Below are 26,690 nucleotides of genomic sequence, written 5' to 3'. Positions count from 1 at the left end.
TCATGCAAATGGAAAACTTCGCACCCATCATGTTCGTGGGCCTTGTGCTCACGATGCTCATTGGCTTCCCGGTCGCCTTCTCGCTGTCCTTTCTGGGCCTGGCTTGCGGCTTTTTTGCCATCAGCATGGACTGGTTCCCCGCCAGCTTCATGGCCAACCTGCCGCTGAACATTTTTGGCATTCTCAGCAACGATTTGCTGTTGGCCATTCCGTTCTTCACCTTCATGGGTGCCATTCTTGAAAAATGCGGCTTGGCCGAAGACATGCTCGACTCCATGGGCCAACTGTTTGGCCCCGTCAAAGGCGGCTTGGGTTACTCGGTGATCATCGTGGGCTTCATCTTGGGCGCCATCACCGGCACCGTGGCGGGTCAGGTGATTGCCATGGCCTTGATTTCATTGCCTGTGATGATTCGCTACGGCTACAACATGCGCTACGCCACGGGCGTGCTGGCGGCTTCGGGCACCATCACGCAGTTGGTCCCCCCCTCGTTGGTGCTGGTGGTGATGGCAGATCAGTTGGGTCGCTCGGTGGGCGACATGTACAAAGGCGCCTGGGGCCCATCGCTGATGCAAGTGGCTATCTTTGCGCTCTACACCTTTGCGCTGGGTCTTTTCAAGCCCGAGTTTGTGCCTGGTGTGCCCAAAGAAGCTCGCACCCTGAATGGCTGGGCCCTGTGGGCCAAATGCTTGCGCGGCATCATCCCTTCGGCTTTCTTGATCTTTGCCGTGTTGGGCTCCATGGGCGGCTTGCCCGGCATCAACACCGCGATTGCCACCCCCACTGAAGCAGGTGCCATGGGCTGTGTGGGCGCCTTGATTTTGGCGGCCATGCACAAGCGCTTGGACAAAGACCTGATTTGGGAAGCCATGCACAGCACCATGCGCTTGACGGCGATGGTGGTGTTCATCCTGATCGGCTCGCGCGTGTTCTCGATGGTGTTCCAAGGCGTCGATGGCGCCAAGTGGGTTGAGCATCTGCTGTCGGGTTTGCCAGGCGGTCAGGTGGGCTTTTTGGTGGTGGTGAACGTGTTCATCTTCTTCCTCGCCTTCTTCCTCGACTTCTTTGAAATCGCCTTCATCATCTTGCCCATGCTCGGCCCCGTGGCCGAGAAAATGGGCATCGACATGGTGTGGTTTGGCGTGCTCTTGTGCGTGAACATGCAAACCAGCTTCATGCACCCACCGTTTGGCTTTGCGCTGTTTTACTTGCGCGGCATTGCCGACACCTTGTTCAAAGAAGGGCGCATTGAAAAGCCGGTGCGCTCGAACGACATTTACATGGGTGCCATTCCTTGGGTGATCATGCAACTGATCTTGGTCGTGATCGTGATCTTTGTGCCTGAGACCGTCACCATGTTCTTGGACAAAGAAGAAAAGGTAGACCTCGACAAAGTGGTGATCGAGATGCCTTCTGAACAAGAAGTGCCAGAAGCCGAACTCAAGCTCGATGGCAGCCAACCCACGGCAGCAGAAAACGCCGCCGATGAGCAGAAAAAAATCGACGACTTGTTCAAAAAATAAATCGTCATTCCCTCTCCAGCCCCTCCGGTTCAACTGTGAGGGGCTTTTTCTTGGTGCACCATGAGCCTTGACTCCCCGACACACGCTGCGGTTGACCCTTCGCCCAAACCGGGCATTGCGCCTTTTCGCTTTCAACCCCAGCCCGAGGTGTTGGAGGGTGCGGCGTTTTCACGCAGCTTTCAAGCGATCACGGGCTTGATCGTGCTTGGATCGGCCTATTGGTTATTGCGCCTTTGGCAGCAAGGTAAATTTGGCGGCGACACAGGCATGGCTGGGTTGAAAGCCGCTGGCTGGTTCCTCGTGGCGTGGGCCTTGCTGGCATGGACTGCTTGGCATGTGTTGCAAAGCCGTGTGCGCATGGATGCACAAGGCATCCATCAAACCTGGATTTGGGACAAACACATGGCCTTTGATGACCTGGCATTTGCCAAGCTCATTCGCGTTCGCGGCTTGGAATGGCTCATGGCACCGCGTTTGTACGTGCGCACCTTGGTGGGCAAGTTTGCCGTGTTCTATGTGACGGATACCGCCGTCTTGGCCGAATGCGAACGCCTGTCGGCCGAGCTCAAGGCGTTTCGTCAGATGTGACGATTCTCACCACGCGCCCATGAAAAAACCGCGCCCAAGGGCGCGGTTTTTTGTTGCCAACACAAAGCGTGGGTTACAGCTTTTGCGCTTGCATGAAAGCGTCAAAACGTGCTTCTGTGAAGCGGAACCACAGGTTCTGCTCGCCACGGAATTTGGAATAGTCGGCGTAAACCTTCTTCCAGTTTTCGTTCTTGGCAGACAGTTCTTCGTAGAACGCCATGGCTTCTTTGAAACTGGCCGCCATCACGTCTTTGGGGAACTCGCGCAGCTTGGTGCCGGAACCCACCAATTGCTTCAAGGCAGCGGGGTTGCGCGCATCGTACTTGGCTTGCATGTCGGTGTGGGCTTGAGCCGCAGCGGCTTCGACAATGGCTTTGTACTCAGGGCTCAAGGCATTGAACGCTTTGTCGTTGATGAAGAAGTCAAGCTCTGGGCCACCTTCCCAGAAACCTGGGTAGTAGTAGAACGGGGCCACTTTGCTGAAGCCCAACTTCAGATCGTCATAAGGGCCAATCCACTCGGCAGAGTCGATGGTGCCTTTTTCCAGGGCGGGATAAATATCGCCGCCAGGGATATTTTGGGGCACCACGCCCAAGCGCTCGAGCACTTTGCCGCCAAAGCCACCGATGCGGAACTTCAAACCTTTGAGGTCAGCGACAGACTTGATTTCTTTGCGGAACCAGCCACCCATCTGAGCGCCGGTGTTGCCACCTGGAAAGTTGACGATGTTGTATTTGGCGTAGAACTCGCGCATCAGCTTCAAGCCGTTGCCTTCGTACATCCAGGCGGTCATCTGACGGCTGTTCAAGCCGAAAGGAATGGCACAACCCAAGGCAAAGGTCTCGTCCTTACCAAAGAAGTAGTAAGGGGCTGTGTGCGCCATTTCAATGGAGCCTTGTTGCACCCCGTCAACCACGCCAAAGGCGGGCATGATTTCACCAGCAGCGTGCACCGAAATTTCAAACTTGCCACCCGACATGTTTTTGACGGCACGAGCGAATGTGTCGGCAGCGCCGTGGATGGTGTCGAGCGACTTGGGAAAGCTTGATGCCAGACGCCAACGGATGGCGGCTTGTGCGTGCACGGCAGGGGCTGCACCTGCGGCCAAGATACCTGCAATGCCTGCGTTTTTGATAACGGAACGACGGTCCATGAAAGACTCCCAAGAGTTGTTGATACAAGTCCTGTGAATAGATCACTCAAAGAGTGCTCTCTCGCAGGGTGGTGGGATTGTATGCAGTCGCCCTAGCGACTTGGCGCGGGTTTCTACCAGCGGGCAGGGCGATTCAAAAAACTTCACGCTGCGTGAAAAGGCCTCAAACGCCTGCGAGGTCTTTGCCAAAGCGCTGGGTGATCGCGGCTTCAATGCCAGGCGCATCCAAGCCCAGTTCGGCCAGCAACTTCACAGGGTCGCCGTGCTCTGTGAAGACGTCGGCCACGCCCAGTGTCAAAACGGGTTTGAGCAAGCGCAGCTGCTGCAACGCCTCCAACACGGCAGAGCCTGCGCCGCCCATGAGCGCACCTTCTTCGACAGTGACCAGCGCATCGTGACTGGCCGCCACACTCGCCAGCAGCTCGACATCCAAAGGTTTGGCCCAGCGCATGTTGACCACGGTGGCGTCCAGCGCCTCACCCGCTTGAAGTGCGGGATACAGCAAGGTTCCAAAAGCCAAGATGGCAATGCGGTGGCCCTGGCGACGAATGTCCCCTTTGCCAAACGGCAAAGCATCCAAACCTTTTTGGACAGGCACACCGGCCCCTGCACCGCGCGGGTAACGCACGGCAACGCAGTGGTCTTGCTGGTACGCGGTGGTGAGCAACTGGCGGCATTCGTTTTCGTCCGCCGGGCAGGCGATGCTCACGTTGGGGACGCAACGCAAAAATGGGATGTCGTACAAGCCCGCATGGGTGGGACCATCTGCGCCCACAATGCCCGCGCGATCCAGCGCCAGCACCATGGGGAGTTTTTGCAAGGCCACATCATGGATCAACTGGTCATAGGCGCGCTGCAAAAAGGTGGAGTAAATCGCCACCACGGGCTTGACGCCTTCACAGGCCAAACCTGCTGCGAAGGTCAGGGCATGCTGTTCGGCAATGCCCACGTCGTAGTAGCGATCGGGGAAACGCTGGTGAAACGCCACCATGCCCGAGCCCTCGCGCATGGCAGGTGTGATGCCCACCAGCAACGGGTCGTGCTCGGCCATGTCGCACAACCACTGTCCAAACACCTGGGTGAAGGTGGTTTTGGCGGGTGTGGTGGGCGGGGTCAAACCAACCGCGGGGTCGAATTTGCCAGGGCCGTGGTAGGCCACGGGGTCGGCCTCGGCCAAGTCATAGCCTTGGCCTTTCTTGGTGACCACGTGCAGGAACTGCGGGCCTTCCAAGTGCTTGATGTTTTCCAGCGTGGGGATGAGCGAGTCCAGGTCATGGCCGTCGATCGGGCCGATGTAGTTGAACCCAAATTTTTCAAACAAGGTGGCGGGCACCACCATGCCTTTGGCATGTTCTTCAAACCGCTTGGCCAATTCGAACAGTGGGGGCGCACCTTTGAGGACTTGCTTGCCCACCTCTTTGGCGGCGGTATAAAAGCGCCCACTCATGAGTTGCGCCAAGTAGCGGTTCAGTGCGCCCACAGGCGGGCTGATGGACATGTCGTTGTCGTTCAAGATGACCAACAAACGCGCGTTGCTCACGCCTGCGTTGTTGAGCGCTTCGAACGCCATGCCCGCTGTCATGGCACCGTCGCCGATGACGGCAATGGCGTGGCGTGGCTCGCCTTTTTGCCGCGAGGCCAAGGCCATGCCCAAGGCAGCCGAGATGCTGGTGGAGGAATGCGCCGTGCCAAAAGCGTCGTAAACGCTTTCATCCCGCTTGGGAAAACCACTCAAGCCATGGCGCTGACGCAGGCTTGCCATCTGCGCGCGACGACCCGTCAAAATTTTGTGCGGATAGGTTTGGTGACCCACGTCCCACACCACGCGGTCATCGGGCGTGTTGAACACGTAATGCAATGCCACCGTCAACTCGACCGTGCCCAAGTTGGAGCTCAAGTGCCCACCGGTTTTGGCCACGCTGTGCAGCAAAAAAGTCCGCAACTCATCGGCCAACGGTCCCAACTGTTGTCGCGACAGAGCCCGCAAATCTGCTGGCGTTTGGATGGTGGGCAACAAAGAGGGCATAAGGTCAGGTGTTTCGGTTCACCACCCGCTGCGCGAGTGCAGTCAGCGCTTGGGTGTGGGTCAATGGGCTGTTGTGGAGCGAAGACAAGGCTTGGTCCAACAAAGCTTGTGCATAGTCACGCGCGGGCGCCAGGCCCAACAAAGAAACATAGGTGGGTTTGTCATTGGCGGCATCTTTGCCCGCTGTCTTACCCAGGACGGTCGAGTCGGCGGTGACATCCAAAATGTCATCCACCACTTGGAAGGCCAAGCCAATCGCCTGGCCGTAGCCTTGCAGAGCAGCCAAGGCTTCAGCACTGGTTGGACCACAGGCCGCGCCCATCATCACGCTGGCCTCCAGCAATGCGCCAGTTTTCAGGCGGTGCATGTGGCGCAACTGGTCTTCACTCAATTGCATGCCCACACTGGCCAAGTCGATGGCTTGACCTCCGGCCATGCCCGCATGGCCCGCAGAGCTGGCGAGCAAACGGCACAAACGGGCTTGCACATGGTCATCAATGGGCGACGCATCCGGTGTGAGCAACTCAAATGCCAAGGCCTGCAAAGCATCCCCGGCCAGCAGCGCTTGGGCTTGACCAAACTGAACGTGCACGGTGGGCTTGCCACGGCGCAGCACATCGTTGTCCATGCAAGGCATGTCGTCGTGCACCAAAGAATAAGCGTGGATCAATTCCACCGCACATGCGGCGCGCAAAGCGGCCTCATCCAGCACGTCATCTGGAGACGCCGCAGCCACCGCTTGGCGTGCAGCCCACACCAACAACGGACGCAAGCGTTTGCCACCATCCAAGACGGCATAACGCATGGCCTCCCCCAATCCTGCGGGAGCTTGTGGGTTGATCCAATCGGACAACGCTTTTTCCACGCGCGCCAACCATTGGTCGCTCCAGGAGTCCAGATCAAACGCGTTGGATGTCATCTGCGCGCTCCTCAAGCTGTTGTCCAAGGTTTCAAAACACCGTCGTCCAGCACTTTGATTTGCTGCTCAACGGCATCCAACTGGGCGCGACAGTAAGCCAAAAGTTCAGCGCCGCGTTGGTAGCCTGATAACAATTGATCCAAAGGCAGTTGCCCTGACTCCATCTGCTGGACCAAGCCCTCGAGCTCTTGCAGAGCAGCTTCATAGCTGGTGGGTGCAGTGTCTGGGCGGGGAGATGGATTTGCCTTAGGCATGAGATGCGGGCTTTCGAATGTGAGAAAGGTCTGACAGGCTTGTATTTTAGGCAGCTCTCAGAGAGCGCAAGAGCCCAAAAGGTACAATGGGCATCGTTCTATCGACCTTTGGGTCGATTTATTTTTGTCATACCCCCTCCCTGTGGGGAGTCTTTAGGTCAGGTCACCCATGTCTGATTTAAGTCTTCAACTGCAGCAGGCATCTAGCCAACTACCAGTTACCAGTTATTTCGATGAAGCGCTGTTTCAGCGTGAACTGGAGACCATCTTTCAGCTCGGACCCCGTTATGTGGGTCACCAACTTGCTGTGCCCGAATTGGGCGATTACTATGCCCTGCCCCACGAGGGCGAGGGGCGAGCTTTGGTGCGTTCAGCCAAAGGCGTTGAACTCATCTCCAACGTGTGCCGCCACCGACAAGCTGTGATGCTCAAAGGCCGCGGGTCACTCAATGCTCAAGGCCCAGGCACAGCCGGTGGCAACTTGGTGTGCCCACTTCACCGCTGGACCTATTCGCCCTCTGGCCAATTGCTGGGAGCGCCCCATTTCTCGCAAGACCCTTGTTTGAACCTCCAAAACTACAAACTGCGCGAGTGGAATGGCTTGCTGTTTGAAGACAACGGGGTCGATGTCCAAGCCGACTTGGCACACATGGGGCCACGCGCTGCGCTGGACTTCACCGGCTTTGCACTTGACCGTGTGGAGTTGCACAAGTGCAACTACAACTGGAAAACCTTCATTGAGGTGTATCTGGAGGACTACCACGTGGGGCCCTTCCACCCGGGGCTGGGCCAGTTTGTCACCTGTGATGATCTGAACTGGGAATTCCAAGACAACTACTCGGTGCAAACCGTGGGCGTGTCCAGCGGTTTTGGCAAACCCGGTTCGCCCACCTACCAAAAGTGGCACAACGTGCTGCTGAAATACCGCAACGGTCAGTTGCCTGAGCAAGGTGCCATTTGGCTCACCTACTACCCGCACATCATGGTCGAGTGGTACCCCCATGTGCTCACCGTCTCGACACTGCACCCCATCAGTCCGAGCAAAACCCTCAACATGGTGGAGTTTTACTACCCTGAAGAAATCGTCGCTTTTGAGCGTGAGTTTGTAGAGGCGCAACAAGCGGCCTACATGGAAACGTGCATCGAAGACGACGAAATTGCAGAACGCATGGACGCCGGACGCAAAGCCTTGATGCAACGCGGTGACAACGAAGTCGGCCCCTACCAAAGCCCCATGGAAGATGGCATGCAGCACTTCCACGAGTGGTACCGCGGCAAGCTGAATTTCGCCAGCACGTCTTAGCCCATGCAAGCTCTGTGGATGCTGCTGGGCGCGGCCTTCTTCGCCACCATGGGCGTGTGCGTGAAGTTTGCATCGGCCCACTTCAGCCCTGCGGAGTTGGTGTTTTACCGCGGCTTGGTCGGCATCGTGTTCTTGGCAGCGATTGCCAAACAACAAGGCATTTCGTTGCGCACGCGTTACCCGGGCATGCATGTTTGGCGATCGGCGGTGGGGGTGCTGTCGTTGGGGTCTTGGTTTTACGCCATTGCCCACCTGCCCTTGGCCACCGCCATGACCCTCAACTACATGAGCGGCGTGTGGGTCGCCGCATTTTTGGTAGGCGGCACCTTGCTCAACTGGAACCCTCAGGATGGACAAAGCGCAGCGTCCCAAGGCCCCCTGGCCATCACGGTGCTGACAGGCTTTGCTGGCGTGGTCATGATGCTGCGTCCCACGATCGAACAAAACCAAATTTTTGCTGGCCTGATTGGGCTGCTGTCAGGCTTTGTCGCGGCCTTTGCCTTCATGCAAGTCATGGCGCTGGGTCGGGTGGGTGAGCCAGAAGCACGGACCGTGTTTTACTTTGCGATTGGCACTGCGGTGGCGGGCGGCGCGGTGATGGTGTTTGACGGCGTATCGCCTTGGGACTGGCAACAGGCCATCTGGTTGCTGCCCGTGGGTGTGTTTGCTTCCCTGGGTCAGTTGTGTTTGACCCGTGCCTACAGCCAGGGCGCCACGTTGGTGGTGGCCAATTTGCAATACTCAGGCATTGTGTTTGCCGCGCTCTACAGCTTGTTGCTGTTTGGTGACGACATTGCGTGGATGGGCTGGGCTGGCATGGCCCTGATCGTACTCAGTGGCATGGCCTCCACCTTGCTGCGCGCACGGGCGGCCCCGAATGCACCTGCCGAAGAACACTGAAACCACCCAGGAGACACCATGTACACCACCCTCATCAGCGTGCCCCAACTGCAAACCTTGCAGGCGCAGCACACCCAAGTGCTGGTCATCGATTGCACGTGTGATTTGATGCAACCCGCCGTAGGACCGCAACAGTTTCATGAACAGCACATTGCAGGTGCTGTGTATGCCGATCTGAACGACAACCTCAGCGCACAAGACGCACACCAAGCCGTCAACGGGGGGCGCCACCCCCTGCCAAAGCGCGAGGTGTTTGTCCAATGGCTGGAACGCATTGGCTTGACCGATGACATGCAAGTGGTGGTCTACGACCGCAACGGCATGAATTACTGTGGCCGTTTGTGGTGGATGCTCAAATGGTGTGGCCATGAGGCTGTGGCGGTGCTCGACGGCGGCTGGCAAGCCTGGCTGGCTGCGGGTGGTGCCACGGCCTCTGGAGAGGCACCCTCCCGCGCGCCCTCGGGTTTTACGTTGAAGGCGCCGTTGGTGAGCTTGGTCGACACAGCCACCGTGGCAGCTCAACTGGGTCAGCCCCAGCAAACCTTGATCGATGCCCGGGGTGCGCCGCGATACCGCGGCGAGGTGGAGCCCATCGATCCCGTGGCAGGCCACATTCCGGGGGCACTGAACCGCCCCTTCAACAGCAACCTCACCGAACAAGGCTTCTTCAAAAGCCCCGAGGTGTTGCGTGCGGAGTTTCTCGAATTGTTGGATGGACGCACGCCCCAAAGCGTGGTTCACCACTGCGGCAGCGGTGTGAGCGCAGTGCCCAATGTGTTAGCGATGGAAGTGGCCGGACTGGGACGCAGCGGCTTGTATGCCGGGAGTTGGAGCGAGTGGTGCACCACCCCTGGCTTGCCCGTGGCCAAGGGCTAAGCCACTCAGGGTCCGTGCAGAGTCATCTGCGACAAACTTGCCTGCCGAAGCCGCAGCGATCAGTGCTGCGCCAACTCACCCAACAGGGCCACCAAGCCCATGCCTAAAAACAACCACGCCACTTGCGCGGCGGTTTGCGCAGGGCTCAGGCGCTTTTGCAATTGCGGGATCAAGTCGGCCAGTGCCACATAAATAAAGCTGCTGGCCGCCACCACCAAAAAGTACGGCAAGTACTCGTGCATGGCACCCACCAGCACATAGCCCACCACACCGCCGATGGCCGTCACACCACCGGCCAATGAGAGCTTGAACAAGGCCGCACGCGGTGTGTCCAAGGTTTGACGCAAGACCACCAAGTCGCCCACATGGTGCGGCACCTCATGGGCCATCACCGCCACCGCAGACGCCAAGCCCAAACGCCAATCGGCCACAAAAGCGGCCGCAATCAAAATGCCGTCGCCAAACGCATGCACGCTGTCGCCCAACAACACCGCCCACCCACCGCCGTGTGCGTGGTCATGGCCATGGTGTGCATCGTGGTGGTCATGGCTGTGCGCCCCATCGGGTGACTCAGCTTGGTGGTGTTCATGGCCGTGGTGCCACAACTCGGCTTTGTCGAGCAAAAAGAAAAACACCAGGCCCACCAGCAGCACCGCAAACAAGGCCTGTGCCGACACGCCAGCCGACACCGACTGCTCGAATGCCTCTGGCAACAAACGCATGAACGCGGTGGCCAGCAAAGCGCCCGCCGCCAAGCTCAACAAGTGTTGGGTGAAACGAGAAAGCAAGGCATAAGCCAGCAAAGCGGCCAGCCACACACTGCCCATGCCAGCGACCAGGGTGCCGACCAGAATAGAAAGCAACGTCATGGGTGAATCATAGGGCGTGGCTCAATGCGCCTCATCCCAGTTGCGACCCACGCCCACTTCCGCCAGCAAGGGCACTTTGAGCTGTGCCACCTCGGCCATCCAACGTGGCACTTCGGTCTTGAGCCAGTCCACTTCTGACTCGGGCACTTCAAACACCAGTTCGTCGTGCACTTGCATGATCACTTTGATCGAACGGTGTTGTGCGTCCAGTTCTTGTTGTACCTTGACCATGCTGAGCTTGATCAGATCGGCCGCCGTGCCTTGCATGGGCGCGTTGATGGCGGCGCGTTCTGCACCTGCACGGCGCGGGCCATTGGGACTGTTGATTTCAGGCAGGTACAAGCGACGGCCAAACACGGTCTCCACATAGCCCTGTGCTTTGGCTTGGGCACGGGTGTCGTCCATGTAGCGTTTGACACCGGCAAAGCGCTCGAAGTAACGGGTGATGTAGTTTTTGGCGGCGGTGTTGTCGATGCCCAGCGCTTTGGCCAAACCAAAGGCGCTCATGCCGTAGATCAAGCCGAAGTTGATGACTTTGGCATAGCGACGCTGCTCGGTGCTCACTTGGTCGACCGCCACACCAAACACCTCGGCGGCGGTGGCACGGTGAACATCCAAGCCATCGTGGAAGGCTTTGACCAAGGCCTCGTCGTCGCTCAAATGCGCCATGATGCGCAGCTCGATCTGGCTGTAGTCGGCGCTGGCAATCACGCTGCCCGCTGGGGCCACAAAGGCTTCGCGCACCTTGCGTCCTTCTGCGGTGCGGATGGGGATGTTCTGCAAATTAGGGTCGTTGCTGGACAAACGTCCCGTCACCGCCACCGCTTGCGCGTAATGGGTGTGCACGCGCCCGGTGCGCGGCAGCGCCATCTGCGCCAGCTTGTCGGTGTAGGTGCCTTTGAGCTTGCTCAAGGAGCGGTGCTCCAAAATCTTGGCAGGCAATGGGTAGTCTTCGGCGAGTTTTTCCAGCACCTCTTCGTCGGTGCTGCGCGCCCCGGTGGCGGTTTTTTTGATGACGGGCAAGCCCAGTTTGTCAAAGAAGATTTCGCCCAACTGCTTGGGACTGGCCAGGTTGAACGGTTGCCCAGCAATCTCATAGGCCTCGGACTCCAGTTGCACGATGCGCTGGCCCAGGGTGTGGCTTTGCGCTGCCAGGGTGGGACCGTCGATCAACACACCGTTGCGCTCGATGCGGTAGAGCGCTTCGCTGCTGGCAATTTCCAGTTCGTAGACGAAGCGCAGTTTGTCATCGGCTTGCAGACGTGGCCACAAGGCCTGGTGCACCTCCAGCGTCATGTCCGAGTCTTCGCACGAGTATTCGGTGGCTCGCGCCACATCCACTTGAGAAAACGAAATTTGGTGTGCACCTTTGCCACACAAGTCTTCGTAGCTCAAGCCTTTGCGGCCCACATGGCGTTCGGCCAAGCTGGCCAAGCCATGCGGCTTATGCACTTCCAGCACATAGCTTTGCAGCATGGTGTCGTGCACATAGCCCTGAACCTCGATGCCGTGGTTGGCCATGACGTGGCGGTCGTACTTGATGTGCTGGCCCAACTTTTTGGCAGCAGGGTTTTCAAACCAAGGTTTGAGTTTGGCCAGCACCTCGGCAAGAGGCAACTGTGTGGGCGCATCGCCATAGCTGTGCGCCAGCGGGATGTAACAGGCGGCACCTGGCTGCACAGAAAAGCTCAAGCCCACCACCTCGGCGCGCATGGCGTCGAGCGCCGTGGTTTCGGTGTCAAACGCCACCAAGTCAGCGGCTTGAATTTGTGTGAACCATGCGTCAAAGGCGTCCCACGTGAGCACGCAGTCATAGGTTTTGGTGGTGACTTGCGAGGGCGTGGGCGCTGGCTCGTCAAACAAACCCAGGTTGGCACTTGGCGGCTGATGGCCTGCGCCCGATGCGGGTGTGTCTGCCGCACTTGCCGAAGGGCTGCCCAGGGCCTCCCCCATCGCACGGGCCAAGCCTTTGAAGCCATAGGTTTCGTAAAAGGTTTTGAGCGCAGGCATGTCGGGCTCGGCCAAATGCAGGGCGTCCAGCGCCGGCAAGCCCGGCACATGGTCTGACAAATCGCAATCGGTTTTCATGGTCACCAGCTGTCGCCCCGTGACCAACCATTCGCGGGCCTGGCGCAAGTTCTCACCCGCCACCCCCTTGATGGCATCGGCGTTTTGCAGCAAGGCGTCGAGCGAGCCGTATTCCATCAACCACTTAGCAGCGGTTTTGGGGCCGACTTTGGGCACGCCGGGCACGTTGTCCACGGTGTCGCCCACCAGGGTTTGAAAGTCGATCATCAAACTTGGCGGCACACCAAACTCGGCCGTCACACCCGCCACGTCGCGTTTTTTGCCATTCATGGTGTCCATGATGGTGATGTGTTCGTTCACCAGTTGGCTCAGGTCTTTGTCGCCACTCGACACCACCACCGTCATGCCCTGCTCTGCCGCCGTCACTGCCAAGGTGGCGATGACGTCATCGGCCTCCACACCCGGGACATCGAGCACGGTCCAGCCCAACATGCGCACCATCTGGTGAATGGGCTCAATTTGGCTGCGCAAGTCGTCGGGCATGGGCGAGCGATGCGCTTTGTACTCGGGGTACATGACGTCGCGAAAGGTCGGGCCCTTGGCATCAAACACGCATGCAGCCCATTGGGTGGGCACTTCTTTGCGCAAGGCCTGCATCATGTTGATCATGCCGCGAATGGCCCCGGTGGCGGCACTGGTGGGGTCACCCGGCACAGCACGCAAGTCGGGCATGGCGTGGAAAGCACGGTAGAGGTAGCTGGAGCCGTCGACCAGCAGCAAGGTCTTGTTTTCTGACATGCTGCGATTGTGCCGTGCCCATGGCCTGTTCTTGTCATCCACGCAGGGGCGCGCAAGGGTGACCACTACAATTGAGACACTTTTCACCCCCCACCCCGTCATGGCAGTTTTCACCGAAGTTTCCGAGTCCACCGCGCAAGATCTGCTGACACAACTCAAGCTGGGTGATTTGGTGGAACTGCGGGGCATCCAAGGCGGGATTGAAAACACCAACTACTTCCTCACCAGCAGCCATGGCGCTTATGTGCTGACCCTGTTTGAGCGACTCACCCACGCACAACTGCCCTTCTATCTGTACTTGATGAAGCACTTGGCTGAACGTGGTATCCCGGTGCCAGACCCCGTGTCTGACCGTCACGGCGACATCTTGCTCACCGTGCAAGACAAGCCCGCTGCCGTGGTGAACCGATTGCGCGGCCAAAGCGAGCTGGCCCCCTCCCCCACCCACTGTGCCGCCGTGGGCGACATGCTGGCACGCATGCACCTGGCCGGACGCGACTTTGCGCGTGAGCAACCCAATTTGCGGGGGCTGGACTGGTGGGCACACACCGTGCCTGTGGTGCTGCCGTTTTTAGATGCCTCGCAGTCCACCTTGATCCAATCTGAATTGGCCTACCAGCACCACATGGCGGCCTCATCGGCCTACACGGCCTTGCCTCGTGGCCCAGTGCATGCCGACTTGTTTCGCGACAACGTGATGTTTGATGGCCCTGCAGAGTCGCCAGAGCTGACGGGATTTTTTGATTTTTATTTCGCAGGTGTGGACACCTGGTTGTTTGACTTGGCGGTGTGCATCAACGACTGGTGCATCGACCACGACGCTGCCACCGATGGCCGCCACAACCCGGCAAAGATGCAGGCTCTGGTTGACGCCTACCAAGCCGTGCGCCCCCTGATTGCCGCAGAGCGCCAGTTGTTCAACACCACCTTGCGCGCTGGCGCTTTGCGTTTTTGGGTCTCACGCTTGTGGGATTTCTACTTGCCACGTGAAGCTAGCATGCTCAAAGCCCATGACCCCACCCACTTCGAGCGCGTGTTGCGCGAACGCGTGACCCAACCCATCCAACTGTGACCATGAAACTGCACGTTGTCCCTGCTCGCACTGGCGCCCTTTGGGTGCGTCAAGGCATCCGCACCTTCTGGAAACAACCGATCGCGTTGAGCGGCCTGTTTTTCATGTTCATGGCCCTGATGTCGGTGTCTTCTTTGGTGCCTGTGGTGGGAAGCTTTGCCGCTTTGATGCTGTTGCCCGCAGCCTCATTGGGCCTGATGGCGGCTACCCGCGAGGTGGATTTAGGCAAATTCCCCATGCCCATGATTTTGATGAGCGGTTTTCGCGCCGGCAAAGAACGCAAGCGTGACATGCTGCTGTTGGGCCTGCTGTATGCGCTGGGCTTTGTGGGCGTGATGGGCTTGTCGATGTTGGTCGATGGCGGTGACTTTGCCAAGCTCTATTTGGTCGGGGGTGCACTCGACAGAGACACCCTGATGACCCCAGAATTTCAAAACGCCATGTGGTTGTCGTTGCTGTTGTACCTGCCTTTGTCGGCTGTGTTCTGGCATGCGCCAGCCTTGGTGCACTGGCATGGCGTGCCTGCCCTCAAAAGTTTGTTTTTCAGCACCGTGGCGTGCTTGAGCAACTGGCGCGCTTTTTTGGTGTTCGGTCTCTTGTGGTCGTTTGTTTTTCTGCTGACCGCCTTGGTGATCACGCTGGTGTCCAGCCTGATGGGCGACAGCGAGTTTGCATCCTTGGCCTTGCTGCCCGCCATGCTGATGCTGGCGGCCATGTTTTTTTGCTCGACCTATTACAGTTTTCGCGACAGCTTTGTGTCTGACGTGATTTACGCCTGATCGGGTCACTCACACCTGCGTGAGTTTGGCCACGCTGAGCGCCAGCCACTTGATGCCGTGGCGACCAAACTTCACCTGAGCGCGGGCATCATCTCCCAACCCCTCCAAGCTGATCACCGTGCCCTCACCGAACTTGGTGTGGAACACCTGCACCCCACTGCGCACCCAGGCATTGGGCCCGCTGGTGGGTGCCGCGCGTTGCACCACGGGTGCTGCGGCCGTGGCGGCACCACCTCCCCAGGGGTTGTTTTGCCATGCGGGGTTTTGCCAAGCGTCGCGCCTTGACGTTTGAGGGTCGGCAAAGGCCGAGCGTGCGGGCGTGATCCACTTCAGCGTGTGCTCGGGCAACTCTTCAAAGAATCGGCTCTTGATGTTGTAGCGGGTTTGGCCATGCAGCATGCGCGTTTGCGAATGGCTGAGGTACAGGCGCCTGCGCGCGCGCGTGATGGCCACGTACATCAGGCGACGTTCTTCCTCTAGCCCGTCGTAGTCGTTCATCGAATTTTCATGGGGGAACAAGCCCTCTTCCATGCCGGTGATGAACACGCAGTCAAACTCCAAACCTTTGGAGGCATGCACCGTCATCAGCTGCACCGCATCTTGCCCCGCTTGGGCTTGGTTGTCGCCCGACTCCAGCGCGGCATGGGTCAAAAATGCCGCCAAGGGCGACATGGTTTCGCCCGTGTCGGGGTTGATCATTTGGCCATCCACCGGCAAAGCCACGGCCTCGCGGCCAAAGCCCTCTTGGGTGACAAAGCTCTCCGCCGCGTTGACCAGTTCGGCCAAGTTCTCCAGTCGGTCGGCGCCTTCACGCTCGGCCTTGTAATGCTCGGTCAAGCCGGAGTGGTCCAGCAGCAACTCAATGATTTGGCGCAGGGTCTGGCCTTGGGTCTGCTCACGCAGCACATCCAGCTTGGCCACAAAAGCACTCAGGTTGGCACCGGCTTTGCCGGAGACCGCACTGACCGCGTCGTGCATGGCGCAGCCCATGGCACGCGCAGCGTCTTGCAATTGCTCGATGCTGCGTGCCCCAATGCCACGCGGCGGGAAATTGACCACGCGCATGAAGCTGGTGTCGTCACGCGGGTTCTCTAACAAACGCAAATAGGCCAAGGCATGTTTGATTTCGGCACGCTCAAAAAAGCGCAAACCGCCATACACCCGATACGGCATGCTGGCATTGAACAGCGCGGTTTCAATCACCCGGCTTTGCGCGTTGCTGCGGTAGAGCACCGCGATTTCGTGGCGATGCGCCACGCCTTGGCTGCCGTCGCCGTTTTGGCCGTCGCGCAACAATTGCTTCATCTCATCGACCATCCACTGCGCTTCGGCAAAGTCGGTGGGCGACTCGTACACGCGCACCGGTTCACCAGCACCTTGGGTGGTGTGCAGGTTTTTGCCAAGCCGAGTTTTGTTGTGGCTGATCAGGTGGTTGGCGCTGTCCAAGATGTTGCTGAAGCTGCGGTAGTTTTGCTCCAGCTTGATTTGGTGCTGCACCTGGTATTCGCGCACAAAGTCGGCCATGTTGCCCACGCGTGCGCCACGGAAGGCGTAAATGCTTTGGTCGTCGTCCCCCACCGCAAAGACGGCCCCGCCGCCTTGCCCCACAGGCCCAGCGAGTTGCTTGATCCAGGCGTATTGCAGCTTGTTGGTGTCTTGAAACTCGTCGATCAAGATGTGCTGAAAGCGACGCCGGTAGTGTTCACGCACGGCATCGTTGTCGCGCAACAGTTCGTAAGAACGCAACATGAGCTCGCCAAAATCGACCACGCCTTCGCGCTGGCACTGGGCTTCGTACAAGTCGTAGAGCTCTACTTTTTTGCGCGTTTCCTCGTCACGCACTTCCACATCTTTGGCGCGCAAGCCGTCTTCTTTGCAGCCCGCAATGAACCACATGGTTTGCTTCGGGGGAAAGCGCTCTTCGTCCACGTTGAATTGTTTGCTCAGGCGCTTGATGGCGCTGAGTTGGTCTTGGGTGTCCAAGATTTGAAACGTCTGCGGCAAGTTGGCCAACTTCCAGTGCGCGCGCAAAAAACGGTTGCACAAGCCGTGGAAGGTGCCCACCCACATGCCACGCACATTCACGGGCAGCATGGAGGTCAAACGGGTCAACATTTCTTTGGCGGCTTTGTTGGTGAAGGTGACTGCCAGCACACCGCCCGGTGACATTTGCCCGGTTTGCAACAACCAAGCGATGCGGGTGGTGAGCACCCGCGTCTTGCCCGAGCCTGCACCGGCCAAGATCAGCGCGTGTTCGGGTGGCAAGGTGACCGCCGAGGATTGCTCTGCGTTGAGGCCTTGCAGCAAGGGGGAAGTGTTGGGTGTGGCCGAGGCCGATTGGGTGTCAAACCCGGAAGAAACATGCATGGTGGAGATTTTAGAGAGGTCCATGCCAAGCGCTGCTAAAATCAGCCACCGGGCCCAAGATTCTTGCGCTCGGTTTTTTTTGGACTGCACTTGTGCGTCAGAAAAGCCGGCCAAGCCAAGCGCTCAATCTTCGAACGTTTTTTCTGGAGCTTGGGATATGGAAATTTTTGATTACGACAACATCTTGTTGTTGCCACGCAAGTGCCGCGTGGAGAGTCGCTCAGAGTGCGACGCTGGCGTAGAACTCGGCAACCGCAAATTCCGCTTGCCCGTGGTACCCGCCAACATGAAAACCGTGGTGGATGAAAGCATCTGCCTGTGGATGGCACAAAACAATTATTTCTACGTGATGCACCGCTTCGATCTGGACAATGTTCAGTTTGTGCGCGACATGCACGCCAAAGGCGTCTATGCCTCGATCTCTTTGGGCGTGAAAGCCCCTGACCGCGCCACGGTGGATGAACTGGCAGCCGCAGGCCTGGTGCCCGAGTACATCACCATCGACATTGCCCATGGCCACGCCGACAGCGTGCACGAGATGATTGTCTACATCAAGTCCAAGTTGCCCACCAGCTTTGTGATTGCTGGCAACGTGGCCACGCCTGAAGCGGTGATCGACCTGGAAAACTGGGGCGCCGACGCCACCAAGGTGGGTGTAGGCCCTGGCAAGGTGTGCATCACCAAGCTCAAAACGGGCTTTGGCACGGGCGGCTGGCAACTGTCAGCGCTCAAGTGGTGTGCACGCGTGGCGACCAAACCCATCATTGCCGATGGTGGCATTCGCAGCCACGGCGACATCGCCAAGAGCATCCGCTTTGGCGCCTCGATGGTGATGATTGGCTCACTGTTTGCCGGTCACGAAGAGTCCCCCGGCAAAACGGTTGAAGTGGACGGCGAGTTGTTCAAAGAGTACTACGGCTCAGCGTCAGACTTCAACAAGGGCGAGTACAAGCACGTGGAAGGCAAACGCATTTTGGAGCCCATCAAAGGCAAGCTGGCCAACACGCTGATTGAGATGGAGCAAGACGTGCAAAGCTCGATCAGCTATGCCGGTGGCACCAAGCTGATGGATGTGCGCAAAGTGAACTACGTCATCCTCGGCGGTGACAATGCGGGCGAACATCTGTTGATGTGATGGGCCCAGCGCCCCACAAGCAGCCTGCCGTGCCAACGCACCGCAGGCTGTTTTTTTAAGCCATCAGCTCCAGCGTGAGCTGGTGCAGGCGATGGCCGGGTTGCGCAAAAGCCTCGACGATGCTGAAGTGCTGCAAGCCGGGGATAGCCTCTGAAACAGGCACACGTTTTTTACCCCAAGCCTGTTGGATCAACAGGTTGTGACGCAAGAACTCGGCGCTCTCCAAAGCACCCGCCACGGTGTAGAAACGGCCCGCCTTGGGGGCGGGCATCCACGCAGGGCTGCATCGCAGCGCATCTTTGGGGGTGAGATGCAGGTCTGACAAAAACGGGGTCAAGCGCACCGACTCCAATTCAAACAGACCTGAGATCGACATGGCGCGTTGCACCACATCTGCGGGCAAGTCTTTGGCATAGGCTTGCCAATGACAGGCCATCAGCATGGCCGCCAAGTGCCCACCTGCCGAATGGCCCACCACGGTGATGCGGCGGGGATCGCCGCCAAAGCGCACGATATTGCGCCACACCCAAGCCAAAGCCTTGACCATTTGCAGGCTGATGTCTGGAATGGTCACCGCCGGGCACAGCGCGTAATTGGGCACCACCACACAGGCCCCTTGCGCTGCATAGGCTGGGGCCACAAACGAGTGGTCTACCTTGTCGAGCGAACGCCAATAACCGCCATGGATGAACACCAACACGGGCGCACCCTTTTTACCGTGTGACCCAGAGGCAGGAAAAATGTCTAAGTTTTCGTTGGGTCCGTGGCCATAGGCCACGTCTTGAAAACAGCGCAGGGTGCTACGCGCAACCTGCGACGCCTCAAGCCAATGTGCAAAGTGCGCGGCATGCTCAGGCACCAACGCACGGTTGTTGTACATGCTGTCTAACCAAACGCCATCGCGTGGGGTGGAAGTCATAATTTTTTCTCCAATCGAATTTGCACACTGGTCCAACTGCTGTCGCGTGTGCTGCTGCTTTCAACGCCACTGTAACTGCGGTCGGTGATGTAGTTGCGCGGATCGAGGTTACTGAGGGTCAAGCGCCATGAGGTGCTCGCATCGACCCGCCACAGGCCGTAGACGTCCATGACCCGTTTTTGCGACACGGTGATGAACTCGGGATCGCTCAGGTGGGTTTTGTAGCCCGGGTTGTAGTTGATGTTGCCGCCAATGGTGAGGGGTAGATTGCGCAAGCGGTAGTCGCCTCCGAGGTTGGCGGTCATGTCGGGTTGTTGGTCAAGTCGGTTGTTGGGCCCAAGCACACTGAGCACGCGTGAACGGTAGAAGCTCACGTTGCTGCGTAGATCCACGGGCGCAGCCCCTGCCACCCATTGGTCCAGACGAAATTTGGCTTCCAGCTCGAGGCCTTCGGTCGAGGCTTGGCTGAAGTTTTGTGGGGTAGACACCCAGCGGTTGCCATAGCTGGCGTCTTGGGCGGTCACATTGCGGATCAGGTTTTGAATCTCGCGATGAAACACACTGGCACTGAGCACGCCACCTTGGGGCAAATAACGCTCGACCGCGACGTCCAAGCCCGTGGCCAACTCTGGTTTGAGATTGGGGTTGCCCATGCGGTCAGGGTTGGTCGGGCCATTGCCGCCGCCCAAAGCATCGTCACGCGAACGCACGTAGCGCGCCAGAAGCGTTTGCATGGTGGGTGTTTTGAAACTGCGGGTGAGGCTCATGCGCACTTGGTCGCGGCTCTCAGGGTTGGGCTTCCACAGCGCATGCAACAAGGGCGTGAAGACGCTGTTGCGGTTGACCACGTCGCCACTGCTGGTGGTGCCTTGGGTGGTGAGTTGCTCATAGCGTGCACCCGCATGCGCAGACCAGTTGGGGTTGAGTTGCCATTCGTCTTGTGAATACATGGCAAACCGCATCGATTGCGCTTGCAAATCGGCATCGCCCTCGGCATAGGTGGCCGTGGCGTTTTGGGTCCGTCGTACGGCCTCGATTTCGGAACCACTGACCCACTGGTGACCACCACCCAAGACGTGCGTGTATTTGCCGTTCAAACTGGCTGAACGGTCTTTGGTGCGGGTGGCTTCCGCCAAGGCGGATGTGTAAACCTGGCCCGATCCTGTAGGCGTTTGCGTGTAGTTGGAGCGGCTGTCCCAACCGCCCAGGTTGAATTTCCACTCCATGTTGCTGTCGGGGCTGAGTTTGCGCCGCCACTGGCCATTCATGCGCGCCAAACCAAAGTGGTTGTCGTTCAAGGTGCTGGCACTGTCGTAGATGCGCGCCGCATTGTTGGTGCTTTGGTCCAAGGCAAAGTTGCCAGGGGTGGTGCCGTGCGACACCACCAAAAACGGCATCAAGGTCAAGCTCTCGCCGGGATCGCCCTTCCATTGAAGCCGCCCTGTGGTGTTGAGCCCTTCACGGATGTAATGGCTGTCGCTGACGCGGTTGCGCTGCAACGGTCCTGCATCGCGCTGTGTCGACACCTCGCTGTGGTCTGGTGCGGCATAGCGGTTGACCGACAAGGTGTAGTTGCTGCTCCACCGCTCGGTTTCTTGGTAGTGGGTGATCGACCCATTGGGCGAGGCGTAACCGCCTTGCCATGAAGAGCCCAGCTTGAGCTCATCTGGCACACCACGACGCCCCTCACGGGTGATGATGTTAATGGTGCCCGCAATCGCTTGCGCCCCAGTTTCTGCGGTGGGTGCCCGCAAAATTTCTATGCGCTCCACCATCTCTGGGGTCAAGGACTCCACAGAGAACCCAGGCGGAACGCGCTGCCCGTCCAGCAAAATTTGGGTGTAGCCGGCACTCAGTCCTCGCATGCGGATACCTGAACCCCGCCCTGGTGCTCCGCCCAAGGTGATACCGGGCATGCGCTTGAGCACCTCACCCAAATTGGCGTCACCTTGGCGTTCAATCTCCTCACGGCCAATGATGATTTTGCTGGCGGTGGATTCACGGCGCTGTTGCGTGTCGTTGTCTCGACCGCTGGAGATCTCGACCCGGCCCATGTCTGCGACAGGCGCCCCTGGGGCGGACTGCGCCTGCGCCAAACCGACAAGTGCCAGGAGGGAACAAGTCCCCCAGAAGTTTTGCGCGAAGTGATGTGTACTCATTACAAAAAGTTTACCGGGTACGCAAAGGCCTTGCCGTGTAAAGTCTGGGTTTTATTTTTCGTTTGTCTGCCCCATGAGCCACGCTGCTGCGCCCCACGCCTATGAGATCAAGAGCGCCTCGCTGCCTTTGGTTGCTTTTTTACTCAAAACTTATGACATCTCTGTGTTGCGCGCAGATTTGACACGCCGCTTAGGTGGCACGCCCGACTTCTTTGACAACGATCCCGTGGTGATTGACCTCAGCAGCTTGGACCAACCCACCGCCAGCTTGGACTTTGCAGCGATCTGCGCGCTGCTACGCAGCTACCGCATGGTGCCCGTGGCTGTGCGCGGTGGGCATACCCACAACATGGCCAGTGCCCAACGGGCAGGCTTGTTTGAAGCACGTGATTTGAGCTCGCAAAAAGCCAGCCCTTCGCGCGTGGAAACAGTGGTGCAAGAGGTGATTCGCGAAGTCGAGGTGGTGCGTGAGGTACCCGCCGAGCACTTGGGTGCGATGGTGATCGACAAGCCCTTGCGATCCGGCCAGCATGTGTATGCCAAGGGGCGCGACTTGGTGGTGTTGGCCATGGTCAATCCCGGGGCAGAAATCATGGCCGATGGGCACATTCACGTCTACGCCCCCTTGCGTGGCAAAGCGATTGCGGGTGCGCGCGGCAACGAAAGCGCGCGTATCTTCACCTTGTCCCTGGAAGCCGAATTGGTGGCGGTGGCGGGCATCTACCGCACCAGTGACACACCGCTGCCCCCAGAAGTCGCGGGCAAGCCGGCGCAAATCTCTTTGCTGGGTGATAAGTTGGTGATGCAGCGGCTGTAAAATCGACGATTGATTTTCAGAACAACCAAAGGCTTTATTTCATGGCAAAAATCGTTGTGGTGACCTCTGGCAAGGGTGGCGTGGGCAAAACCACCACCAGCGCCAGTTTTTCGTCTGGTCTGGCCTTGCGCGGCTTCAAAACGGTGGTGATTGACTTTGACGTCGGCCTGCGCAATTTGGACCTGATCATGGGCTGCGAACGTCGCGTGGTCTATGACTTCATCAACGTCATCAATGGCGAAGCCACGCTGAACCAGGCCTTGATCAAAGACAAGCAATGCGACAACTTGTTTGTATTGGCCGCGTCACAGACCCGCGACAAAGATGCGTTGACCAAAGAAGGGGTGGAGCGGGTTCTGACTGAACTCAAGGGCATGGGCTTTGACTACATCATCTGTGACTCCCCCGCTGGCATTGAAGTGGGCGCCATGATGGCCATGCACTTCGCAGACGAGGCCTTGGTGGTCACCAACCCAGAAGTCTCCTCGGTGCGCGACTCAGACCGGATCTTGGGGATGCTCAGCAGCAAAACCCTGCGCGCCATCGAAGGTGACACCCCCATCAAAGAACACTTGCTGATCACACGCTACAACCCCAGCCGTGTGGAAGAAGGTCAAATGCTCTCGCTGGAAGACATCCAAGACATTCTGCGTATCCCCTTGATCGGTGTGATTCCTGAATCAGAGACAGTTCTGACAGCCTCTAACCAAGGCCTACCTGCTGTCCACTTGGTGAACACGGATGTGTCCGAAGCCTACAAAGATGTGATCAGCCGCTTCTTGGGGGAAGATCTGCCCATGCGTTTCACAGAGCACGTGAAGCCCAGCTTTCTGAAACGCATTTTTGGTGGGAAGTAAGTAAGCCATGTCCCTCCTGTCATTTTTACTCGGTGAAAAGAAAAAAACTGCCAACGTGGCCAAAGAACGTTTGCAGTTCATCTTGACGCACGAGCGCACGGATCGCAACACCCAACCCGACTATTTGCCAGCCTTACAACGCGACTTGGTGGCCGTGCTGTCCAAATACGTCAAGATCAACCCCAGTGACATCAAAGTCAATGTGGAACGCCACGACAACCTGGAAGTGCTGGAAGTCAAGATCGAATTGCCTGACGCTTAAGTCATCCAAACTTTCTCATCTACCAAAAACAAAGCGTCCCTCGGGACGCTTTGTTTTTGGGGTGTCGGAGGCGACTGCGGATCAACCGCCTTTGCTTGAGCGCTTGCCTGGGTTTTTCTTGCTGCGAGTGGCAACACCGCGCTCCAGACTGATGCGTTGTCCACGACCGCCAGTGCGTGGCGTGGTGCCCGGCAAAGGGGTAGGTGCAGGGGTGCGCTTGCGGTCGGCTTCGGTGACGATTTTGTTGCCCATTTAATTTTCCAGAGAAAGGTTTAAAACCCTATATTAGGCCACAGGTTAGACCCGATTTACGACGATGCACACGCATAATCTCTTGAAACAAAGGTCTCTATGAATCCCAAAATCAGCGAACTGCTGGATCGCATCCGCGCCATCGAACATCAGATCGAGGATGAAACCAAGCTGCGACGTGCCGAGTTGCAGGCGGATTTTGACGACAAGCGCGTGCGCTTCGAGCGGGAAATCTTGGCGCAACACCGCCGACTCAAAACGGGTTTGCTGAAATACATGATCACCGCCAATTGGCTGAGTGTGCTGACTGCGCCCGTGATTTATTCGGTCTTGTTGCCTATGTTGTTGCTCGATGTGTTTGTGACGGTGTACCAGCGCATTTGCTTTCCGATTTATGGCATCGCGCGGGTCAAGCGCAGCGACTATTTTGTCTATGACCGCACCCACTTGGCTTATCTGAATGTGATCGAAAAAGTCAACTGTGCCTATTGCTCGTATGGCAACGGTTTGATGGGCTATGCACGGGAAATCGTGGCACGCACCGAGATGTATTGGTGTCCCATCAAGCATGCCCGCAAAGTGCTTCAAGCGCACCCTTATTACGCTGGCTTCTTGGACTACGGAGACCCGCACGGATACCAGCGTGATTTAGAACGACTGCGCACTGAATTGACCCAACTTGATCGGGACAAGGACCTCAAGCCTTGAGCGAGACACTGCCAGAAACGCAATGGCGAGAAGCCTTCACCGTGGTGGTGTATCGGTTGGCTGCTTATTCGGTGATCAACTTGATCGACGATGCGGCCATGCTCTCGTTGATTTTTGTCTGAAAAAAAGGCCAGTTGTCGAAACAACTGGCCTGCTTTTCTCCTGATGGAGGCTATGACTTAACGGTCAAAGCGCGGTTTAGGGCTGCGCTTCTTGGCGTCAAAGCCACCGCCGCCAAAGGGCTTGCCAGCGGGGCGCGCAGGTTTGTCAAAGGGCGTACGGCCGGCTTCAAAGCCCACTTGACGTGGACCCCGTGCAGGACGGTCGTCAAAGCTGCGGGGGCCAGCAGGCTGGGCAAAGCCCTGTCCACCACCGAAGCCTCCACGTCCTTGGCCCTGGCTTTCGCCAAAACCGCCACGAGGTGCGCCACCTTGACGGGCTTCGAACGAATGACCCGCTTTGCGGTTGTCGAAACGGTCGTTGCCGCCGAAACCACCACCGCCACCACCGAAGTTGCCACCACGGCGGCCGTCAAACTTGCCACCGCCTTTGCGCGGGGCAAAGTCACGGCCACGCTCGACGCGTTGGGTCGGCTCCATGCCTGGGATCACTTCAGCTGTGAACGGCTGGCGTGTGTAGGCTTCGATGTCAAAGATTTTGCGTTTGTCGCGGAACTCAGCCAAGGTCACGGCCAGGCCATCACGACCGGCACGGCCTGTGCGGCCAATGCGGTGGGTGTAGTCTTCCGACTTCATGGGCAAGCCAAAGTTGAACACGTGGGTGATGGTGGGCACGTCAATGCCACGCGCGGCCACGTCGGTAGCAACCAGGATTTGAACTTGACCTTGGCGCAGTGCCATCAAACGGCGATTGCGCAAACCTTGACTCAAAGCACCATGCAAGGCCACAGCGGAGAACCCATCTTGCTGCAAGTCATTGGCCAAGCCGTCGCATTCGATTTGAGTGCTGGCAAAGACAATGGCTTGGTCAATCGTGGTGTCGCGCAGCAGGTGATCCAGCAGGCGACGCTTGTGCGTGGCGTTGTCAGCCCAATGCAAAATTTGGCGGATGTTGTTGTGCTTTTCTTGAGGCGAGTCAATTTGAACGCGCTGGGGTTCACGCATCACACGTGTCGCCAGTTGCTGGATACGCGGCGCAAAGGTAGCGCTGAACATCATGGTCTGGCGACGTTGGATGGTCAGTTGGTTGATTTCGGCCAAGTCATCCGAGAAGCCCAAATCCAACATGCGGTCAGCTTCGTCGACCACCAAGAATTGCACTTGGTCGAGCTTGATTTGCATCGAACGCTGCAAGTCAAGCAAACGTCCGGGTGTGGCCACCACCAAATTGGCGTTTTGCAGCTTGGCAATTTGCAGCTGATAAGGCATGCCGCCCACCACGTTGGCCACGCGCAATCCACGGCAGTGGGTGACCAAGCCAATGGCATCGTGCGCCACTTGTTGCGCCAATTCGCGGGTTGGACAGACGATCAAGGCGCCAGGGGTTGGGGCTTTGAAATTGCGTGGGTTGGTCGGGTCTTTGCGACGAGCACGCTTAGGCGCAGGCTCACCTTTGGCAGCAGCTTCAGCCACCACGGCTTCCCATTCGGCAGTTTCCTGCGCGTCTTGGGCATGCATTTGTGCAATCAAGGTGTTGAGCACTGGCAACAAGAAAGCAGCTGTCTTGCCGCTACCGGTTTGGCTCGAGACCATCAGGTCATTGAACTTGCCAGCAGCGCCGTCGTTCATCGCCAAAGGAATGGTTTTGGATTGCACCGTGGTGGGCTGGGTGTATCCCAAATCCCCCACGGCGGCAATCAACTCAGGCGCGAGTCCCAAGAGTTGAAAGCCATTGGGTGCAGCAGGCGCAGCAACTTCGGCAACGACTTCCGTTTCGGGCGCAAAGCCCAATTCGTCAGAAGACATAGAAAGATCAGCTGGCACAGCAGTGCCCAGCTCAAAAGAGTCGGTCATTTTCACGTCCGCTCGCATTGACGCGGCGGCTCCGTCGAGGGTTGAACAACATCAACCATCAAACGAAGTTCTACGCCGTGCTCGGCGCGGGCGGCTCACTGTGTGAGCCCTTGTGTGTGAGGTAGATGTGCGATAAAGCGTACACATCATCGT

The 26,690-nt window shown here is 58.1% G+C and carries 24 protein-coding genes; 13 read left to right on the top strand and 11 right to left on the bottom strand.

The window, feature by feature from the left end; genetic code table 11:
- Positions 1-2 precede the first annotated feature (2 nt).
- Together ACKWJN_RS12880 and ACKWJN_RS12875 are read left to right on the top strand one after the other, a co-directional pair.
- Positions 3-1,523, top strand: coding sequence for a TRAP transporter large permease subunit (locus ACKWJN_RS12880; RefSeq protein WP_408597509.1), 1,521 nt, complete (start codon positions 3-5; stop codon positions 1,521-1,523).
- A 60-nt stretch (positions 1,524-1,583) separates the two neighbouring features.
- The gene (locus ACKWJN_RS12875; protein ID WP_408597508.1) at positions 1,584-2,111 is read left to right on the top strand and encodes a hypothetical protein; all 528 of its coding nucleotides are present in this window, start codon (positions 1,584-1,586) and stop codon (positions 2,109-2,111) included.
- A gap of 73 nt (positions 2,112-2,184) precedes the next feature.
- Here the strand turns inward: ACKWJN_RS12875 and ACKWJN_RS12870 are convergent, their stop codons facing one another.
- From ACKWJN_RS12870 to ACKWJN_RS12855, 4 genes are all read right to left on the bottom strand, one after another.
- The gene (locus tag ACKWJN_RS12870) at positions 2,185-3,264 is read right to left on the bottom strand and encodes a TRAP transporter substrate-binding protein (protein ID WP_408597506.1); all 1,080 of its coding nucleotides are present in this window, start codon (positions 3,262-3,264) and stop codon (positions 2,185-2,187) included.
- A gap of 163 nt (positions 3,265-3,427) precedes the next feature.
- Complete coding sequence (gene dxs, locus ACKWJN_RS12865) at positions 3,428-5,290, bottom strand: 1-deoxy-D-xylulose-5-phosphate synthase (RefSeq protein ID WP_408597504.1); 1,863 nt, start codon at positions 5,288-5,290, stop codon at positions 3,428-3,430.
- 4 nt (positions 5,291-5,294) lie between these two features.
- A complete protein-coding gene (locus ACKWJN_RS12860; RefSeq protein ID WP_408597503.1) occupies positions 5,295-6,209 on the bottom strand; it encodes a polyprenyl synthetase family protein in 915 nt (304 codons plus the stop codon).
- An 11-nt stretch (positions 6,210-6,220) separates the two neighbouring features.
- Positions 6,221-6,463 (bottom strand): exodeoxyribonuclease VII small subunit, encoded by a 243-nt coding sequence (locus ACKWJN_RS12855; protein WP_408597501.1) that lies wholly within the window; start codon positions 6,461-6,463, stop codon positions 6,221-6,223.
- Between the two features lie 169 nt (positions 6,464-6,632).
- Between ACKWJN_RS12855 and ACKWJN_RS12850 the strand changes: the two genes are divergently transcribed.
- Genes ACKWJN_RS12850 through ACKWJN_RS12840 form a run of 3 tightly spaced genes read left to right on the top strand, consistent with a single transcriptional unit; the run spans position 6,633 to position 9,542 of the window.
- Entirely contained in the window at positions 6,633-7,766 is a 1,134-nt protein-coding gene (locus ACKWJN_RS12850; RefSeq protein ID WP_408597499.1) for an aromatic ring-hydroxylating oxygenase subunit alpha, read from the top strand.
- Between the two features lie 3 nt (positions 7,767-7,769).
- Positions 7,770-8,666, top strand: a complete 897-nt coding sequence (locus ACKWJN_RS12845) for a DMT family transporter (protein WP_408597497.1) — start codon at positions 7,770-7,772, stop codon at positions 8,664-8,666.
- Between the two features lie 18 nt (positions 8,667-8,684).
- A complete protein-coding gene (locus ACKWJN_RS12840) occupies positions 8,685-9,542 on the top strand; it encodes a sulfurtransferase (protein WP_408597495.1) in 858 nt (285 codons plus the stop codon).
- A 59-nt stretch (positions 9,543-9,601) separates the two neighbouring features.
- Here ACKWJN_RS12840 and ACKWJN_RS12835 read toward each other — a convergent pair whose 3' ends face one another.
- Positions 9,602-10,411, bottom strand: a complete 810-nt coding sequence (locus ACKWJN_RS12835) for a ZIP family metal transporter (protein WP_408597493.1) — start codon at positions 10,409-10,411, stop codon at positions 9,602-9,604.
- Between the two features lie 21 nt (positions 10,412-10,432).
- The gene (gene polA, locus ACKWJN_RS12830) at positions 10,433-13,237 is read right to left on the bottom strand and encodes a DNA polymerase I (RefSeq protein ID WP_408597491.1); all 2,805 of its coding nucleotides are present in this window, start codon (positions 13,235-13,237) and stop codon (positions 10,433-10,435) included.
- A gap of 100 nt (positions 13,238-13,337) precedes the next feature.
- Between polA and ACKWJN_RS12825 the strand changes: the two genes are divergently transcribed.
- Both ACKWJN_RS12825 and ACKWJN_RS12820 read left to right on the top strand, forming a co-directional pair.
- A complete protein-coding gene (locus ACKWJN_RS12825; RefSeq protein ID WP_408597490.1) occupies positions 13,338-14,309 on the top strand; it encodes a homoserine kinase in 972 nt (323 codons plus the stop codon).
- 2 nt (positions 14,310-14,311) lie between these two features.
- On the top strand, positions 14,312-15,088 hold the full coding sequence (locus ACKWJN_RS12820) for a BPSS1780 family membrane protein (protein WP_408597488.1): 777 nt from the start codon (positions 14,312-14,314) through the stop codon (positions 15,086-15,088).
- 9 nt (positions 15,089-15,097) lie between these two features.
- Here ACKWJN_RS12820 and ACKWJN_RS12815 read toward each other — a convergent pair whose 3' ends face one another.
- Positions 15,098-17,455, bottom strand: coding sequence for a UvrD-helicase domain-containing protein (locus ACKWJN_RS12815; protein ID WP_408597486.1), 2,358 nt, complete (start codon positions 17,453-17,455; stop codon positions 15,098-15,100).
- Between the two features lie 157 nt (positions 17,456-17,612).
- Here ACKWJN_RS12815 and ACKWJN_RS12810 point away from each other — a divergent pair, with 157 nt between their 5' ends.
- Complete coding sequence (locus ACKWJN_RS12810) at positions 17,613-18,590, top strand: GMP reductase (RefSeq protein WP_408597484.1); 978 nt, start codon at positions 17,613-17,615, stop codon at positions 18,588-18,590.
- 55 nt (positions 18,591-18,645) lie between these two features.
- Here the strand turns inward: ACKWJN_RS12810 and ACKWJN_RS12805 are convergent, their stop codons facing one another.
- Positions 18,646-19,509 carry an alpha/beta hydrolase gene (locus ACKWJN_RS12805; protein WP_408597482.1) on the bottom strand — a complete coding sequence of 288 codons (864 nt, stop codon included), beginning with the start codon at positions 19,507-19,509 and terminating at the stop codon, positions 18,646-18,648.
- Positions 19,506-21,668, bottom strand: a complete 2,163-nt coding sequence (locus ACKWJN_RS12800; RefSeq protein ID WP_408597481.1) for a TonB-dependent receptor plug domain-containing protein — start codon at positions 21,666-21,668, stop codon at positions 19,506-19,508. Before ACKWJN_RS12800 ends, ACKWJN_RS12805 begins: the two co-directional genes overlap by 4 nt.
- A 73-nt stretch (positions 21,669-21,741) precedes the next feature.
- Between ACKWJN_RS12800 and minC the strand changes: the two genes are divergently transcribed.
- Genes minC through minE form a run of 3 tightly spaced genes read left to right on the top strand, consistent with a single transcriptional unit; the run spans position 21,742 to position 23,604 of the window.
- Positions 21,742-22,485 (top strand): septum site-determining protein MinC, encoded by a 744-nt coding sequence (gene minC / locus ACKWJN_RS12795; RefSeq protein ID WP_408597479.1) that lies wholly within the window; start codon positions 21,742-21,744, stop codon positions 22,483-22,485.
- A 41-nt stretch (positions 22,486-22,526) separates the two neighbouring features.
- Entirely contained in the window at positions 22,527-23,342 is an 816-nt protein-coding gene (gene minD / locus ACKWJN_RS12790) for a septum site-determining protein MinD (RefSeq protein WP_408597478.1), read from the top strand.
- A 7-nt stretch (positions 23,343-23,349) separates the two neighbouring features.
- Positions 23,350-23,604, top strand: a complete 255-nt coding sequence (gene minE, locus ACKWJN_RS12785) for a cell division topological specificity factor MinE (protein WP_100147037.1) — start codon at positions 23,350-23,352, stop codon at positions 23,602-23,604.
- Positions 23,605-23,685: 81 nt separating this feature from the next.
- Here minE and ACKWJN_RS12780 read toward each other — a convergent pair whose 3' ends face one another.
- Positions 23,686-23,856 (bottom strand): hypothetical protein, encoded by a 171-nt coding sequence (locus ACKWJN_RS12780; RefSeq protein ID WP_199172976.1) that lies wholly within the window; start codon positions 23,854-23,856, stop codon positions 23,686-23,688.
- A gap of 99 nt (positions 23,857-23,955) precedes the next feature.
- Between ACKWJN_RS12780 and ACKWJN_RS12775 the strand changes: the two genes are divergently transcribed.
- Entirely contained in the window at positions 23,956-24,564 is a 609-nt protein-coding gene (locus tag ACKWJN_RS12775) for a hypothetical protein (protein WP_408597476.1), read from the top strand.
- Positions 24,561-24,686 (top strand): hypothetical protein, encoded by a 126-nt coding sequence (locus ACKWJN_RS12770; RefSeq protein WP_408597475.1) that lies wholly within the window; start codon positions 24,561-24,563, stop codon positions 24,684-24,686. Before ACKWJN_RS12775 ends, ACKWJN_RS12770 begins: the two co-directional genes overlap by 4 nt.
- A gap of 57 nt (positions 24,687-24,743) precedes the next feature.
- Here the strand turns inward: ACKWJN_RS12770 and ACKWJN_RS12765 are convergent, their stop codons facing one another.
- Positions 24,744-26,537 carry a DEAD/DEAH box helicase gene (locus ACKWJN_RS12765; protein ID WP_408597474.1) on the bottom strand — a complete coding sequence of 598 codons (1,794 nt, stop codon included), beginning with the start codon at positions 26,535-26,537 and terminating at the stop codon, positions 24,744-24,746.
- Positions 26,538-26,690: the final 153 nt, after the last annotated feature.

The sequence above is a fragment of the Limnohabitans sp. genome (assembly GCF_046052825.1).
In the GTDB taxonomy this organism is placed as follows: domain Bacteria; phylum Pseudomonadota; class Gammaproteobacteria; order Burkholderiales; family Burkholderiaceae_C; genus Limnohabitans.
The sequence above is the reverse complement of the archived record's forward strand: the minus strand, read 5'-3'. Positions and strand labels throughout refer to the sequence as shown.

Coding starts and splice junctions, on each gene's coding strand:
- ACKWJN_RS12880 (WP_408597509.1), top strand. CDS start 3: ATGCAAATGGAAAACTTCGCACCCATCATGTTCGTGGGCCTTGTGCTC.
- ACKWJN_RS12875 (WP_408597508.1), top strand. CDS start 1,584: ATGAGCCTTGACTCCCCGACACACGCTGCGGTTGACCCTTCGCCCAAA.
- ACKWJN_RS12870 (WP_408597506.1), bottom strand. CDS start 3,264: ATGGACCGTCGTTCCGTTATCAAAAACGCAGGCATTGCAGGTATCTTG.
- dxs (WP_408597504.1), bottom strand. CDS start 5,290: ATGCCCTCTTTGTTGCCCACCATCCAAACGCCAGCAGATTTGCGGGCT.
- ACKWJN_RS12860 (WP_408597503.1), bottom strand. CDS start 6,209: ATGACATCCAACGCGTTTGATCTGGACTCCTGGAGCGACCAATGGTTG.
- ACKWJN_RS12855 (WP_408597501.1), bottom strand. CDS start 6,463: ATGCCTAAGGCAAATCCATCTCCCCGCCCAGACACTGCACCCACCAGC.
- ACKWJN_RS12850 (WP_408597499.1), top strand. CDS start 6,633: ATGTCTGATTTAAGTCTTCAACTGCAGCAGGCATCTAGCCAACTACCA.
- ACKWJN_RS12845 (WP_408597497.1), top strand. CDS start 7,770: ATGCAAGCTCTGTGGATGCTGCTGGGCGCGGCCTTCTTCGCCACCATG.
- ACKWJN_RS12840 (WP_408597495.1), top strand. CDS start 8,685: ATGTACACCACCCTCATCAGCGTGCCCCAACTGCAAACCTTGCAGGCG.
- ACKWJN_RS12835 (WP_408597493.1), bottom strand. CDS start 10,411: ATGACGTTGCTTTCTATTCTGGTCGGCACCCTGGTCGCTGGCATGGGC.
- polA (WP_408597491.1), bottom strand. CDS start 13,237: ATGTCAGAAAACAAGACCTTGCTGCTGGTCGACGGCTCCAGCTACCTC.
- ACKWJN_RS12825 (WP_408597490.1), top strand. CDS start 13,338: ATGGCAGTTTTCACCGAAGTTTCCGAGTCCACCGCGCAAGATCTGCTG.
- ACKWJN_RS12820 (WP_408597488.1), top strand. CDS start 14,312: ATGAAACTGCACGTTGTCCCTGCTCGCACTGGCGCCCTTTGGGTGCGT.
- ACKWJN_RS12815 (WP_408597486.1), bottom strand. CDS start 17,455: ATGCATGTTTCTTCCGGGTTTGACACCCAATCGGCCTCGGCCACACCC.
- ACKWJN_RS12810 (WP_408597484.1), top strand. CDS start 17,613: ATGGAAATTTTTGATTACGACAACATCTTGTTGTTGCCACGCAAGTGC.
- ACKWJN_RS12805 (WP_408597482.1), bottom strand. CDS start 19,509: ATGACTTCCACCCCACGCGATGGCGTTTGGTTAGACAGCATGTACAAC.
- ACKWJN_RS12800 (WP_408597481.1), bottom strand. CDS start 21,668: ATGAGTACACATCACTTCGCGCAAAACTTCTGGGGGACTTGTTCCCTC.
- minC (WP_408597479.1), top strand. CDS start 21,742: ATGAGCCACGCTGCTGCGCCCCACGCCTATGAGATCAAGAGCGCCTCG.
- minD (WP_408597478.1), top strand. CDS start 22,527: ATGGCAAAAATCGTTGTGGTGACCTCTGGCAAGGGTGGCGTGGGCAAA.
- minE (WP_100147037.1), top strand. CDS start 23,350: ATGTCCCTCCTGTCATTTTTACTCGGTGAAAAGAAAAAAACTGCCAAC.
- ACKWJN_RS12780 (WP_199172976.1), bottom strand. CDS start 23,856: ATGGGCAACAAAATCGTCACCGAAGCCGACCGCAAGCGCACCCCTGCA.
- ACKWJN_RS12775 (WP_408597476.1), top strand. CDS start 23,956: ATGAATCCCAAAATCAGCGAACTGCTGGATCGCATCCGCGCCATCGAA.
- ACKWJN_RS12765 (WP_408597474.1), bottom strand. CDS start 26,537: ATGACCGACTCTTTTGAGCTGGGCACTGCTGTGCCAGCTGATCTTTCT.